Source organism: Vibrio sp. 1151_11 (assembly GCF_029478525.1).
GTDB classification, from domain to species: domain Bacteria; phylum Pseudomonadota; class Gammaproteobacteria; order Enterobacterales; family Vibrionaceae; genus Vibrio; species Vibrio anguillarum.
The window spans coordinates 1-14,679 of the sequence record NZ_SHMN01000008.1; the positions used below are offsets into that span (position 1 = coordinate 1).

General features: G+C 45.6%; 11 protein-coding genes and 4 tRNA genes. 13 read left to right on the plus strand and 2 right to left on the minus strand.

Annotated features, from left to right (window positions below):
- The first annotated feature begins 31 nt into the window (after positions 1 to 31).
- The 12 genes from EXZ60_RS07885 (at position 32) to luxS (ending at position 10,722) form a co-directional block, all read left to right on the plus strand.
- Positions 32 to 108, plus strand: a tRNA-Arg gene (locus EXZ60_RS07885).
- Between the two features lie 66 nt (positions 109 to 174).
- A tRNA-Arg gene (locus EXZ60_RS07890) sits at positions 175 to 251 on the plus strand.
- A 36-nt stretch (positions 252 to 287) separates the two neighbouring features.
- A tRNA-Arg gene (locus EXZ60_RS07895) sits at positions 288 to 364 on the plus strand.
- Positions 365 to 430: 66 nt separating this feature from the next.
- A tRNA-Arg gene (locus EXZ60_RS07900) sits at positions 431 to 507 on the plus strand.
- A gap of 372 nt (positions 508 to 879) precedes the next feature.
- Positions 880 to 1,134, plus strand: coding sequence for an oxaloacetate decarboxylase subunit gamma (locus tag EXZ60_RS07905; RefSeq protein ID WP_088720876.1), 255 nt, complete (start codon positions 880 to 882; stop codon positions 1,132 to 1,134).
- Between the two features lie 30 nt (positions 1,135 to 1,164).
- Entirely contained in the window at positions 1,165 to 2,943 is a 1,779-nt protein-coding gene (gene oadA, locus EXZ60_RS07910) for a sodium-extruding oxaloacetate decarboxylase subunit alpha (RefSeq protein ID WP_208891666.1), read from the plus strand.
- A gap of 9 nt (positions 2,944 to 2,952) precedes the next feature.
- On the plus strand, positions 2,953 to 4,083 hold the full coding sequence (locus EXZ60_RS07915; RefSeq protein ID WP_013857700.1) for a sodium ion-translocating decarboxylase subunit beta: 1,131 nt from the start codon (positions 2,953 to 2,955) through the stop codon (positions 4,081 to 4,083).
- A gap of 117 nt (positions 4,084 to 4,200) precedes the next feature.
- A complete protein-coding gene (locus tag EXZ60_RS07920; RefSeq protein WP_208891665.1) occupies positions 4,201 to 5,151 on the plus strand; it encodes an NADP-dependent oxidoreductase in 951 nt (316 codons plus the stop codon).
- Complete coding sequence (locus EXZ60_RS07925; RefSeq protein ID WP_208891664.1) at positions 5,145 to 5,606, plus strand: YqaA family protein; 462 nt, start codon at positions 5,145 to 5,147, stop codon at positions 5,604 to 5,606. The genes EXZ60_RS07920 and EXZ60_RS07925 overlap by 7 nt, the downstream gene beginning before the upstream one ends.
- 9 nt (positions 5,607 to 5,615) lie before the next feature.
- Complete coding sequence (locus tag EXZ60_RS07930) at positions 5,616 to 8,471, plus strand: pitrilysin family protein (RefSeq protein WP_208891663.1); 2,856 nt, start codon at positions 5,616 to 5,618, stop codon at positions 8,469 to 8,471.
- Between the two features lie 102 nt (positions 8,472 to 8,573).
- Positions 8,574 to 10,139, plus strand: coding sequence for a glutamate--cysteine ligase (gene gshA / locus EXZ60_RS07935; RefSeq protein ID WP_277435552.1), 1,566 nt, complete (start codon positions 8,574 to 8,576; stop codon positions 10,137 to 10,139).
- Positions 10,140 to 10,203: 64 nt separating this feature from the next.
- Entirely contained in the window at positions 10,204 to 10,722 is a 519-nt protein-coding gene (gene luxS, locus EXZ60_RS07940) for an S-ribosylhomocysteine lyase (protein ID WP_277435525.1), read from the plus strand.
- 83 nt (positions 10,723 to 10,805) lie between these two features.
- On the opposite strand, the gene EXZ60_RS07945 is transcribed toward luxS, so the two are convergent.
- A complete protein-coding gene (locus EXZ60_RS07945) occupies positions 10,806 to 12,080 on the minus strand; it encodes a CNNM domain-containing protein (protein WP_017046996.1) in 1,275 nt (424 codons plus the stop codon).
- 83 nt (positions 12,081 to 12,163) lie between these two features.
- Entirely contained in the window at positions 12,164 to 12,958 is a 795-nt protein-coding gene (locus EXZ60_RS07950) for an inner membrane protein YpjD (protein WP_026027563.1), read from the minus strand.
- Between the two features lie 305 nt (positions 12,959 to 13,263).
- Here EXZ60_RS07950 and ffh point away from each other — a divergent pair, with 305 nt between their 5' ends.
- Positions 13,264 to 14,646, plus strand: a complete 1,383-nt coding sequence (ffh, locus tag EXZ60_RS07955; RefSeq protein WP_019281904.1) for a signal recognition particle protein — start codon at positions 13,264 to 13,266, stop codon at positions 14,644 to 14,646.
- Positions 14,647 to 14,679 lie beyond the last annotated feature (33 nt).

The following is a 14,679-nucleotide window of genomic DNA, read 5'->3' on the forward strand; positions in this document are numbered from 1 at the left end:
TTAAAGTTAGTGATACTGTCATTAACTCTGCGCGTCCTTAGCTCAGCTGGATAGAGTACCTGGCTACGAACCAGGCGGTCGGAGGTTCGAATCCTCCAGGACGCGCCACTTATTCAAAGGGTCATTGCCCCTGATACTGTTAGCGATTATCGCTAATTAATATCAAAACTTTGCGCGCTCATAGCTCAGCTGGATAGAGTACCTGGCTACGAACCAGGCGGTCGGAGGTTCGAATCCTCCTGAGCGCGCCACTTATTTAAAGTTAGTGATACTGTCATTAACTCTGCGCGTCCTTAGCTCAGCTGGATAGAGTACCTGGCTACGAACCAGGCGGTCGGAGGTTCGAATCCTCCAGGACGCGCCACTTATTCAAAGGGTCATTGATCCTGATACTGTTAGCGATTATCGCTGATTAATATCAAAACTTTGCGCGCTCATAGCTCAGCTGGATAGAGTACCTGGCTACGAACCAGGCGGTCGGAGGTTCGAATCCTCCTGAGCGCGCCATTTATTAAGAAGCCTCGCATTGTGCGGGGCTTTTTTATGTTGGTTTTTTGTTGCTATTTTGTTAAATTGAAAATGGCAACTATTTGTTTTATCTTGTTAATCTGCAATGTTTTAACTCCCTCTCAGTATCTGCATCATTTTTTGATTAACGTAGCCGTATTGGCTAGTTAAATGCCCTTCTTAATAGAGAAAATTCAGAGTTTTGTGATTTGTGTGAGTAATTGTTCGCCGATTTTGTGTGTTATCTACAAGAGTCCCTTAAACAAAATTGACAATTATTAACCAATCGAGATAATCCTAGTCCACTTGCCAAGATCGCATTTGTAAAAATGCGTAGCAATTGTTGTCAGGATGACACAGAAAGGAAGCAACATGACTACTATTGGAAGCCTATTAGTTGACGCCGCCACCCTTATGATTACGGGGATGGCTGTAGTCTTTATTTTTCTAACTATTCTCGTTTATCTCGTTCGGTTAATGTCAACCTTGGTACCGGAAGAAGTACCACAACCGATCGCAGCGCCGATTCAACATCGAAAAGTTCAACCAAACCCTTCAGCTGTGAGCCCGCAAATTGTGGCGGCAATTTCTGCAGCAGTGCATCAGCACCGCGCATCAGCTAAATAGCATAGAAAGGATGAAAAGGAGTTTATGAGCATGTCTAAACCACTAGCTATTACGGATGTGGTCCTTCGTGATGCCCATCAGTCACTATTTGCCACGCGCATGCGTATCGAAGACATGCTGCCTATTGCAGCAGAGCTCGATAAGATCGGTTATTGGTCACTGGAAACTTGGGGAGGAGCAACGTTTGATGCTTGCATCCGTTTTCTCGGTGAAGATCCATGGGAGCGTTTACGTTCGCTTAAGCAAGCGATGCCCAATACCCCAATGCAAATGTTGCTACGCGGCCAGAATTTACTAGGCTATCGCCACTATGCCGACGATGTTGTTGAAAAGTTTGTCGAACGAGCTCACGCGAATGGGATGGATGTTTTCCGTATTTTTGATGCGATGAATGATGTTCGCAATTTTGAAAAAGCGGTCAAAGCGACAATTGATGTTGGCGCACACGCGCAGGGTACACTGTCTTACACCACTAGCCCTGTTCATAATTCAGATACTTGGGTTGATCTTGCTAAGCGGTTGGAAGATCTCGGCTGCCACTCTTTGTGTATTAAAGATATGTCTGGGTTGCTCAAGCCGTATGAAGCTGAAGATCTGATCACCCGTATTAAATCCTCTTGTGCCGTACCTTTAGCGCTGCACAGCCATGCAACGACTGGTCTTTCAGCGGCAACAGCCGTTAAAGCGGTAGAGGCTGGTATCGATATTTTGGATACCGCTATCTCGTCAATGAGCCAAACTTACGGGCACACACCAACCGAAACAGTGGTCGCTATGCTTGAAGGAACCGAGCGTGATACGGGCCTGAGCCTGACACAGCTTGAACCGATTGCCACTTATTTTCGTGAAGTGCGTAAGAAATACGCTAAATGGGAAGGGCAGTTAAAAGGTGTCGATTCTCGTATTCTTATTGCGCAGGTTCCTGGTGGTATGTTGACGAATATGGAAGGTCAACTAAAAGAACAAGGAGCGGCCGATCGCCTTGATGAGGTTCTTGAAGAGATCCCTCGTGTGCGAAAAGATTTAGGTTTCATTCCCCTTGTGACTCCAACATCTCAAATCGTGGGAACACAAGCGGTGATCAACGTCCTTACTGGTGAGCGCTATAAGAGCATCACGAAAGAAACTGCAGGGGTATTAAAAGGTGAATACGGTGCAACGCCTGCGCCAGTGAATGCTGAGTTGCAAGCCAAGGTGTTGGGTAATCTTACGCCGATCACTTGCCGTCCAGCCGATTTGTTGGATGCAGAAATGGCCGTGTTGACCACTGAATTGCTTGAAAAGGCAAAAGCAGAGGGAATTTCATTAGCTACAGATACGGTGGATGATGTTCTGACTTATGCATTGTTTCCACAAGTCGGTTTGAAGTTCTTGAAAAATCGTCACAATCCGGATGCATTTGAGCCTGCGCCAACCTTGGAGTCAGCCAAACCTACACCTGCCACCGTTGTGACAAAAGGTGGTATTGAAACCTACAGTGTTAAAGTGGATGGGCAAATTTACACGGTTGAAGTGGGGCCACAAGGCCAGCTTAGCTCGATTTCTGCCAGCCAGTCTCAAGCAGCACAGCCATCAGCCATGCCTGCAAGTAACAGTGCAGAAGCCGTTCCTTCACCACTCGCTGGCAACATTTTTAAAGTGAATGTTCAAGCTGGTTCTGAGGTGTTAGAAGGGGATGTGTTAGTGATTCTGGAAGCGATGAAGATGGAAACTGAGATCCGTGCGGCACGTGGCGGTATTGTTCAAGATCTTCATGTCAAAGAGGGTGATGCTGTGACTGTTGGTGCACCATTGCTGAGCTTAGCGTAAGGGAGAACCATGGACGGATTATTGACCTTATGGTCTGAAACAGGGATCGCTAATTTTCAGCTAGGCCAAATCTGCATGATTTTGGTCGGTTGTTTACTGCTGTTTTTGGCTATTCGCAAAGGCTTTGAGCCACTGCTGTTATTGCCGATCGGCTTTGGTGCGATTTTAGCGAATATTCCGAATGCGGGTTTTACCGAACCCGGCGGTCTGCTTTATTACGTTTATCATGTTGGTATTGAGACGGGCGTTTTTCCACTGCTGATTTTTATGGGCGTGGGCGCGATGACCGATTTCGGGGCATTGATTGCAAACCCTAAAACGTTATGGCTAGGTGCGGCCGCTCAGTTTGGTATTTTCGCCACCCTGTTTGGTGCGATATTACTCAACTATGTACCGGGTATGGAATTTACCATGGCCGATGCTGCGTCCATCGCCATCATTGGTGGAGCCGATGGCCCAACCGCTATTTTCCTTGCCAGTAAATTATCGCCGGATTTATTAGGTGCAATCGCTGTGGCGGCTTATAGCTATATGGCATTAGTTCCTATCATTCAGCCACCGATTATGAAGGCACTTACAACACCTGAAGAGCGAAAAATCAAAATGGCTCAGCTACGCCACGTTGGGAAGACAGAAAAAATACTGTTTCCTTTGGCGGTGCTATTGATGACGATTCTATTTTTACCGTCAGCAACGCCATTAGTGGGTATGTTCTGTCTAGGTAATTTAATGCGTGAATCGGGTGTGGTTGAGCGTCTATCCAAGACAGCGCAAAATGAACTGATCAACATCGTTACTATCTTCTTAGGCTTAGGCGTTGGTTCTAAACTGCAGGCTGATAAGTTTTTGAACTTGGAAACATTAGGTATTTTGGCGCTCGGTGCTATTGCTTTCAGTATTGGTACGGCTGGTGGTGTGTTGATGGCGAAAGTGCTTAATAAATTCTCGAAAGAGGATATTAACCCTCTCATTGGCGCTGCTGGTGTGTCTGCGGTACCGATGGCCGCGCGAGTTGTGAATAAAGTGGGGCTTGAAGCTAATCCACAGAACTTCTTACTGATGCACGCCATGGGGCCAAATGTAGCAGGTGTACTGGGCTCTGCCGTTGCAGCAGGCGTTTTGCTTGCTCTTGTTGGCTAAGCCTAGACGAGCCGATGGTTATTTTGCGAGCTAAAGATTAACTAGAAGCAATAAAATGGTATATATTCAAAGGGATGCTGAGGCATCCCTTTCTTTTTATCAATAGGGAAGTTTGACATGGATAATAAACAGATCGCAATGACTGAGTTTGGTGGACCAGAGGTGCTCGTTATTCAAACCAGTGACGTTCCTCAACCTAAGGCTGGCGAAGTGTTAGTGAAAGTGGCTTTTGCTGGTGTAAACCCTATTGATGTAAAAACTCGGGCGGGTCTGGGGTGGGCTGCAGCGCAAAACAAAGATAAGCTGCCATGGGTGCCAGGTTACGATATTTCTGGACAAGTTGTTGAGGTGGGGGAAGATAATCGCCGCTTTCAAATTGGAGATAATGTGGCGGGCTTTGTTGGGTTTCCGTTGCGTGGTGGCGGTTACAGCCAATACCTGTGTGTGGCAGAAAGCGAACTCAGCCTTGTTCCTGATGCTGTGACCTTAGAAGCAGCAGCAGTGCTGCCACTGGCAGGGCAAACGGCGGCGCAAGCCCTAAATAAAGCGCAAGTGAAAGAGGGGGATCGCGTATTGATCCTCGCGGGCGCCGGTGGTGTCGGGCACTTAGCGGTACAAATTGCTTTAGCAGCAAAAGCCGAAGTGTATACCACGTGCAGCGAACAAAATTTGGATTATTTAGCGACTCTTGGTGCTCATGCGATTAATTACAATTTTGCTCCTGCTTCACAGCGTTTAGAAGAAGTGGATGTGCTGATTGATTTAGTCGGGAGTGAGGCGGCTCTCGACGCTTTGAAATGCTTGAAAGATCATGCGCGTGTCGTTACTGTTCCCACTCTAAGTGCTGAGCTTATTTGTGAAAAAGCAAAATTACTTGGTTTTGAAGCCACAGGCATGTTAGTTGATCCTAATCCTGAACAGCTTGATACCATGCTTTATATGGTCAGCGTTGGCTTATTGAAAACGGAAATTCAAGCTGTTTATCCGATGGCGGAAGTGGCTGCGGCTCATCAACAGATTGAAACCGGCCATACTCGAGGCAAAGTTCTTCTTGATATGAAATGTTAGACATTTTTAGCACCTATTTGGAACCGCTCTCGTATTGGTTTGCTGGCTCTGCGCTGTGGGTGCTTTTTTTTAGTGGTTTTCTCAGTGCTACCTTATTACCGGGAAGCTCAGAAGCGAGTTTATTCGCCACATTAAGCCTGAATCAATTTCCCGTATTTTGGGTTATCGCCGTTGCAAGCGCTGGCAATACCCTCGGCGGTCTGACCAACTATTGGCTCGGTATCTGGTTGCCTAATCGAACTGAAAGCGAAAAGCACGGTCATAAAGCGTTAGCTTGGCTCAATAAATATGGTTATTGGGTCCTCTTATTCAGTTGGTTACCTGTGGTGGGCGATGTGCTTTGTTTGGCCGCAGGTTGGCTACGCATGAAATTTTTACCTACTTTTGTCATTATTTTGATCGGCAAAGCACTGCGTTACATCATGCTTACCGCTGTATTCTATGGTTTTTTCTAAGGAGCTGTTATGAGAAAAATTTGGCTAGGTGCCCTTTCTCTTATTGCCATTTATGGCTGTTCATCAACGGTCGCACCTATCGCTTTTTTTTCATCATTACCGAAAGGGGTTACGCTGATTGAGCAAGTGGATGCTCAACCAGAAAAAGTGATGATCCCTTATGCAAAATATCAGCTCGATAATGGTCTTACTGTCGTGCTCTCACCGGATCACTCAGATCCTTTAGTGCATGTCGATGTCACTTATCATGTCGGTTCGGCACGTGAAGAGGTTGGAAAATCAGGGTTTGCTCATTTCTTTGAACACATGATGTTTCAAGGAACGGAGCACGTTGGCGATCAAGAACATTTTCGTTTGATCACCGAAGCGGGAGGAACCATGAATGGGAGTACCAACCGTGACCGTACTAATTATTACCAAACCGTGCCTTCAAATCAGCTAGAAAAAGTATTGTGGCTCGAATCTGATCGGATGGGATTTTTGCTCAACGCGGTTTCTCAACGTAAATTTGAGATCCAACGTGACACAGTAAAAAACGAACGCGCACAAAACTACGACAACCGCCCCTATGGATTGATGTGGGAAAAAATGGCGGAGGCGATGTATGCCGAAGGACACCCTTATTCATGGCAAACCATTGGTTATGTCGAAGATCTTGACCGAGTGGACGTCAACGATCTTAAAGCGTTTTTCTTACGTTGGTATGGGCCGAATAATGCAGTGCTGACCATTGGTGGTGATATTGATGTTCAGCAAACACTTGAATGGGTTAATCAATATTTTGGCACCATACCGGCAGGCCCAGCCGTTGATAACGCACCTAAACAGCCGGCCCTGTTGGCGCAAGATCGTTTCATTACCTTGGAAGATCGCATTCAGCAACCTATGGTTGTGGTGGGCTGGCCAACAGAATATCGCGGTGCTCAAAGTCAAGCCTCGTTAGATGCGCTTGCCAAAGTGTTAGGCAGCGGCACCAATAGTTATCTCTACCAAGCGTTGGTCAAAACTCAAAAAGCCGTCAATGCGGGTGCATTCCAAGATTGCGCCGAATTGGCTTGTACCTTCTATGTTTATGCCATGGCCCCTTCGGGTGAAAAAGCTCAGCTTGCTCCCTTGTATCGAGAGTTAATGCAAACACTCAGTCAGTTTGAACAGCAAGGGGTAGATCAGAGTCGACTTGATCAAATTACCGGTATGGCGGAAGCGAATGCGGTCTTTGCGCTGCAAAGCGTATCTGGAAAAGTGACGCAGCTTGCGTCCAACGAAACGTTTTATGGGCAGCCTGATCGCCTAGAGCAGCAATTAGCTCAGATTCATGCGGTCACCCCAGAGTCAATTCAACAGGCTTATCAGCGCTTCATTGCTCATCAACATAAGGTTACCTTAAGTGTTGTGCCTAAACATAAAGCCGAGCTTGCCGTTCAAAAAGCTAATTTCGTACCCCCTAAAAGAGTGCTGCCCGAGCATCAAACGATAACCGAAGATCAATTGGCTTATCGCCAGGTTGAAGATCAATTTGATCGCTCAATCATGCCTTCTGTGGCAAAAGGTGTGAAAGCACAAATGCCGACATTGTATGAACTCTATTTTGATAACGGTATTGAGTTATTAGCCACACAAACCAGCGAAACGCCGACCGTGCTAATTAATATCAATTTACCGGCAGGGGAGCGACACGCCGCGCGTGGCAAAGAAGGGTTAGCTAATTTAACCGCGGCGCTACTTGAAGAAGGCTCAACTCGACGCTCAGTGGAAGCGATTCAAGCTCAACTCGACACGTTAGGTTCGACTATCAGTGTTACTGCCAATGAGTATTCGACCAGTATTATCGTCTCTAGTTTGAAGAAGAATGTTGCAGCAACATTGGATGTGGTTGAAGAAGTTTTATTTCATCCTGCTTTCAAAGAGAGCGATTTTACACGGCTGAAACAACAGATGCTGGAAGGGTTGGTTTACCAGCACCAAACACCGGGCTGGCTTGCTTCACAAGCTACTCGTCAAGTACTGTTTGGCAACTCTATTTTTGCGCGTTCAAGTGAAGGCACTGAGCAATCACTAAACGATTTAACATTAGAAGATGTAAAACGCTTTTATGCGAAACATTACACGCCACATGGTACGCAAATCGTTGTCGTTGGCGACATTTCCAAAAAAGAGGTCGCTAAACAGTTAACCTTTTTAGGGCAGTGGCGCGGTGAAGCTTCTCCTTTGTTACGTCCCCAAGTAGTGAACCCACTGACAGAGCGGAAGATATATCTGGTTGATAAGCCTGATGCGCCGCAGAGCATCGTCCGTTTTGTGCGAAAAGGGTTGCCTTTCGATGCCACTGGCGAGCTTTTTCTCAGCCAACTGGCTAACTTCAATTTAGCGGGTAACTTTAACAGCCGCATTAATCAGAATTTGCGTGAAGATAAAGGCTACACCTATGGCGCTGGGAGTTATTTCGCGAGCAATCGAGAAGTGGGCGCTATCGTTTTCAATGCTCAAGTGCGTGCTGATGCCACTGTAGCTTCAATCGTTGAAATAGAAAAAGAGATGGCAACATTCAGTCAAAGTGGCTTAACCGACCAAGAGCTAAAATTTATGCGCCTTGCTGTCGGCCAACAAGATGCACTGACGTATGAAACACCATCACAAAAAGCGCAGTTGCTTAGTAATATTTTGACCTATAGTTTGGATGAAGATTACCTACAGCAACGAAATGAACTGGTAGAAAACGTAAAAAAATCAACGCTCAATAAACTCGCCGCTAAATGGTTTGCACCACAAGAGTATCAAATTATCGTGGTGGGTGATGCGAAAACGTTGAAGCCACAACTTGAAAAATTAGATATTCCCGTAGAAGAGCTTGAAATCATCCGCTAGAGTACACATTTATAGGGGGCAGATTGTTTGCCTCCATTCTACTCTCTTGCTGAGTTAGAGCCGCTTTCATTCGGATCATTCACCTATAAGCGAATCATTATTTTGACTAATTTTGCCGCACGACTTGAACAAGTCACTAAAAAATCAGAAGTGTTTAAGCAGTTTGGCCGAGGCGTTGAGCGTGAAACGTTACGCTATACCCCAGAAGGCTCGTTAGCTCTGACTCCTCATCCAGAAGCACTCGGCAGCGCATTAACCAACCGTTGGATCACCACTGATTTTGCGGAGTCATTGCTTGAATTTATTACACCAGTCTCTCATGACGTGCCGACTTTACTCTCACAACTGGCGGATATTCACCATTTTGCTCAAACCAAATTGGGTGACGAAAAGATGTGGCCGCTTTCTATGCCTTGTTATGTTGGCAGCGAAGATGATATCGAACTGGCGCAATATGGTTCATCGAATACGGGTAAAATGAAAACCCTTTATCGAGAAGGCTTAAAGCGTCGTTACGGCAGCTTAATGCAGATCATTTCTGGCGTGCATTTCAATTTTTCATTTCCAGAATCATTTTGGGATGCCTTGCATGGCGAGCAAACTGAATCCCAGCGTACTGAGACAAAATCGGAAGCCTATTTTGGTGTGATTCGTAATTACTACCGTTTTGGCTGGCTTATTCCCTATTTCTTTGGCGCATCACCTGCGTTATGTTCATCGTTTGTGCGCGGACGTGAAAGCCATCTGCCATTTGAAAATATTGGTAAAACGCTTTATTTGCCTCATTCTACCTCGTTGCGTCTCAGTGATTTAGGTTATACCAATAGCGCGCAAAGTGGCTTGCAAATTGGTTTTAATAGCTTGGATCAATATCTAGAAGGGTTGAATCAGGCGATCCGCACTCCATCAAAAGAGTTTGCAGAACTAGGCGTGTATGTCGATGGTGAACATCGTCAGCTCAACAGCAATGTTTTGCAGATAGAAAACGAACTCTATGCACCGATCCGTCCTAAGCGTGTGGCCAAAAATGATGAAAAGCCGTCACAAGCGTTAGAGAGAGGCGGAGTCGAATACATCGAAGTGCGTTCGTTAGACGTAAACCCGTTTAGCCCGATTGGTATTACTGAAGATCAAGTGCGTTTTCTCGATCTGTTCCTCACTTGGACAGCTCTTTCAGATTCAGATCCGATGGACAATTGTGAGCTGGCATGTTGGCGAGATAACTGGAACAAAGTGATTTTAGAAGGTCGTAAACCGGGTTTAGAGTTACAAATTGGCTGTCGCGGTGAGAAACTGACGCTGCAAGCGTGGGCGCATAGTGTATTTGATGACTTACGCAAAATAGCGCAAGTGATGGATAGTGCTTGTGGTGGTAACGCATACCAAGCCGTATGCGAGAAACTAAGCTCGTGGATTGATAATCCAGAATTAACCTTTTCCGCTCAACTACTTGAACAGACTAAACAGTTTGGCGGGCTCGGTAAGGTAGGTTGTGCATTAGGAGCCGAATACCGACAAGCCAACCTGGCACATCACTATCAAACTTATTCTGAGTCTGTGATGGAAGAGGAAGTGCTGCGTTCTCGAGCCGCTCAGCAACAGATAGAACAACACGATACTCAAAGTTTTGAAGAATTTCTTGAAAGCTATTTTTCGTACCTAAAATGATCTCTCGATCATAATCTAACATTGATAGGCAGAGCATCGCTCTTTGCCAAATAAGGAGAAAGCAATGCCATTACTCGACAGTTTTACTGTAGATCACACTCGTATGCATGCGCCTGCGGTACGTGTGGCAAAAAATATGCAGACGCCTAAAGGGGATACAATCACCGTATTTGATCTCCGTTTTACTGCTCCAAACAAAGATATTCTTTCAGAAAAAGGGATCCACACTTTAGAGCATTTATACGCTGGTTTTATGCGTGCGCACCTAAATGGTCATGATGTAGAAATCATCGACATCTCACCTATGGGCTGCCGTACAGGTTTTTACATGAGTTTGATTGGTGCGCCAACAGAAGCGCAAGTGGTGCAAGCGTGGTTAGCGGCGATGCATGATGTGCTAAAAGTAGAGAGCCAAGATCAGATCCCTGAACTAAACGAATACCAATGTGGTACAGCCTCAATGCACTCGTTAACAGAAGCTAAAGAGATTGCTCAAGCGATTATCACGGCAGGTATTGCGGTGAATAAAAATGATGAGCTTGCTTTACCTGAGTCTATGCTCAAAGAGCTGAAAGTGGATTAAAGATCGCCAGATCTGTCCCTTTAAAGAAAAAAAGCTTGGCAGTGACCAAGCTTTTTTTCTTTCTTTTATGCAGTGACTGGCGATTAATGTTTTTTGGTTTTGCGTGGAAAGACTTTAACCTGCTTAATGCGGTTTTCTTCTACATCCACAATCTCCATCGCATGGCCAGAAACTTTGACACTTAAATGGCTACTTGGAATATCTTCAAGGTGCTCCAAAAGTAAACCGTTTAAGGTTCTTGGGCCCGTCGTTGGCAGTTTCCACTTTAGCCCTTTGTTAATGTCACGGATATTTGCGCTGCCATCAATCAAGAAGCTGCCATCACTTTGTGGTGTAATTTCATCGGCTAAGCTTGGGGCCATTGAGGTGGTGAATTCCCCCACAATCTCTTCGAGAATATCTTCAACAGTGATCAAGCCATTGATATCACCGTATTCATCAACGATCAGGCCAATCCGCTCTTTGTTGCGTTGGAATTTAAGTAATTGTACGTTGAGCGGTGTGCCTTCCGGGATGAAGTAGACTTCATCAGCGGCACGTAAAATCATCTCTTTATTGAACTCTTTTTTTTCCAACATCAAACGAGAAGCATCACGAAGGCGCAATATGCCCACCGCTTCATCAATTTTATCTCGGTAAAGCACCACGCGTCCGTGTGGCGAGTGAGTTAACTGACGCACGATAGATTTCCAATCATCGTTAATATTGATACCAGTAATTTCGTTACGTGGGATCATGATGTCGTTCACCGTGACATGTTCGAGATCGAGAATGGAAAGCAGCATATCTTGGTGGCGACGAGGAATAAGGCCACCCGCTTCGTTGACGACGGTTCTCAACTCTTCAGAGCTTAGATGATCCTCCGCCCCATGCTTGGCCTTAAGGCCTAGTAAGCGGATGAAACCATTGGTGATGAAGTTAATGAACATCACCAATGGTGACAATATCTTCATTAAGAAGGTCAGTAAGATGCTGCTGGCGTAAGAGACGCGTTCAGGGTAAAGCGCTGCTAATGTTTTTGGCGTCACTTCAGCAAAAACCAGAACGACCAACGTCAGCGCACCAGTGGCAATGGCCACTCCTAGATCCCCATAAAGGCGCATACCAATAATAGTGGCAATTGCAGAAGCTAAAATATTGACTAGGTTGTTGCCAATGAGGATCAAACCAATGAGGCGATCTGGACGATCAAGCAGTTTTTCGACACGCTTTGCACCTTTGTGGCCAGTATTGGCCAAGTGCTTTAAGCGGTAGCGGTTCAAAGACATCATGCCGGTTTCTGAACCTGAAAAATAAGCCGAAATTACGATGAGACCCGCGAGTAGTGCAAACAATATACCCGTTGAAATGTCGTCCAAAACGTGGTGTTTCCTTATAAATAGTGTGATTAAGTAATGATCTAATTAAATGAATGTGTCAATACGCTATCAAACGTGTTGAGTTAGCTCAAAATGATTTCTTTTACAAAACGGCTACCAAAGTAGGCCAGTGTGAGTAAGGTTGCACCAGCGACAGCAAACCAAGTCACTTTTCTACCGCGCCAACCTTTTCGGTAATGTCCCCACAACAATACAGAATAGACAACCCAAGCAATGAAAGACAAAATGCCTTTATGCGCTTTGCCTTGAGCAAACATATCACCGACAAAATCAAAACCAGTAATCAAGGTACCAGTAAGTAATACGTTACCTATCAAGATGATTTTAAACAGTTGCCTTTCTACCATCAGTAGTGGTGGCAAATTGGGGTTGATGGTTAGCATCTTCTTTTTCTTTAGCTTGTAGTCCAGCCAAGCCAATTGCAAAGCGTAGAGTGCGCCAATCGAAAGGGTTGAATACGAAAATAGTGCTAGAGAAATATGCAACAACAGTGGCGGATTGTTTTCTAAGTGAGTCATGAACATGCTGGGAAGAAATGAGGCGGCGCTGACGTTGATCGCGGCGAAGCTATACACCACCGGCAACAGAAACCACAATCGCGTTTTTAACATCGCAATGCTCATCACCAGTGAGATGATAAAGCTTATCAATGATGCCACATTGAGCATGCTGAGGTTTTGCCCATTAGCGTTGAAGATTAAATCACTCAGTAACCACGCATGAAAAGCCAGCGCCAGTGCTGAACTGAACAATACTGTCTGCGCACGAATCCCAGTTTGATTAACTAAGCCTGGAATAATGGTCGCTATGGATAAAAAATACAAAATAGTGGCGACTATTGCGATTAAGTTTTCCATACTTCTTACAAAATGGTGGCTGAATTGGCGAATTATACCTTGCATCACGATAATGAGCTACGTTGGATACCGATTGATTTGACATATACCCACCTTAGTTGAGGTCATGGTGCAAATAATTAACAGGGTGAAGGCTTTTATTCGATAAATCGCAGAGATAACTCTTTTTTGATCCCCTGTTTTGGGAACCCAATGTTGCGTTTACGGGTTTAAGTCGCTTATCGCGAAGCGTCAATGGGTATGACTATTAGATTGGCTAAGGTATACTGACCCCAATTAATCGCCGAACTAGCGAAGAGACAACGATGTTTGAAAATTTAACGGATCGACTATCCAAGACGCTGAAAAATATCAGCGGCAAAGGCCGTCTCACCGAAGACAATATTAAAGAAACCCTACGCGAAGTGCGCATGGCGCTGCTTGAAGCGGACGTTGCACTGCCTGTAGTGCGTGATTTTGTCGCGCGCGTTAAAGAGGGCGCAGTGGGTGTTGAGGTGTCTAAATCGCTGACACCGGGACAAGAGTTCATCAAGATTGTTCAAGCGCAGCTTGAAGCGGTAATGGGCGAATCCAACGAAGCGCTTAACCTTGCAGCCCAGCCGCCAGCAGTGATTTTAATGGCGGGTTTACAAGGGGCGGGTAAAACCACCAGTGTTGGTAAGCTTGCTAAGCTGCTTAAAGAACGCGATAAAAAGAAAGTACTGGTGGTTTCGGCTGACGTTTATCGCCCAGCGGCCATAAAACAGCTTGAAACGCTAGCTAACGATCTGGACGTTGAATTTTTTCCTTCTTCAGCCGACCAAAAACCGATTGATATCGCCAATGCGGCCATTGACCATGCGAAGAAGAAATTCTTTGATGTGCTGATTGTCGACACTGCAGGCCGTCTTGCTATTGATGAACTGATGATGGCAGAGATCCAAGATCTGCATGCGGCGATTAATCCGATTGAAACATTGTTCGTTGTGGATGCCATGACGGGGCAAGATGCCGCGAACACCGCAAAAGCCTTTGGTGATGCGCTGCCGTTAACAGGGGTTATCTTAACCAAAGTTGATGGTGATGCTCGAGGTGGTGCCGCACTTTCCGTTCGTCATATCACCGGTAAACCGATTAAATTCTTAGGGGTCGGTGAAAAAACTGACGCGCTCGAGCCTTTCCATCCTGATCGTATTGCATCACGCATATTGGGAATGGGCGATGTTCTCTCATTAATTGAAGATCTACAACGTAATGTTGATCACGAGCAAGCAGAACGCCTAGCTAAAAAATTCAAGGAAAAGAAAGGATTTGATTTAGAAGATTTCCGCGAACAGCTCGGGCAAATGCAGAATATGGGCGGCATGATGGGCATGCTCGATAAACTGCCTGGCATGGCAAACCTACCTGCCAACGTGAAAGATAAGGTCGATGATAAGATGTTCAAGCAGATGGAAGCGATCATCTGTTCGATGACCATGCACGAGCGTCAGCACCCAGACATGATAAAAGGTTCACGTAAAAAACGTATCGCGACGGGTTCTGGCACCCAAGTACAAGATGTTAACCGCTTACTGAAACAGTTCACCCAAATGCAGAAAATGATGAAAAAAATGCAGAAAGGTGGCATGAAAGGCATGATGCGTAATATGCAAGGCATGATGGGCGGAATGGGTGGCATGGGCGGCGGCGGTTTCTTTGGTCGTTAACCTAACTCATTGCGATGCTTAAAATTTACTAAA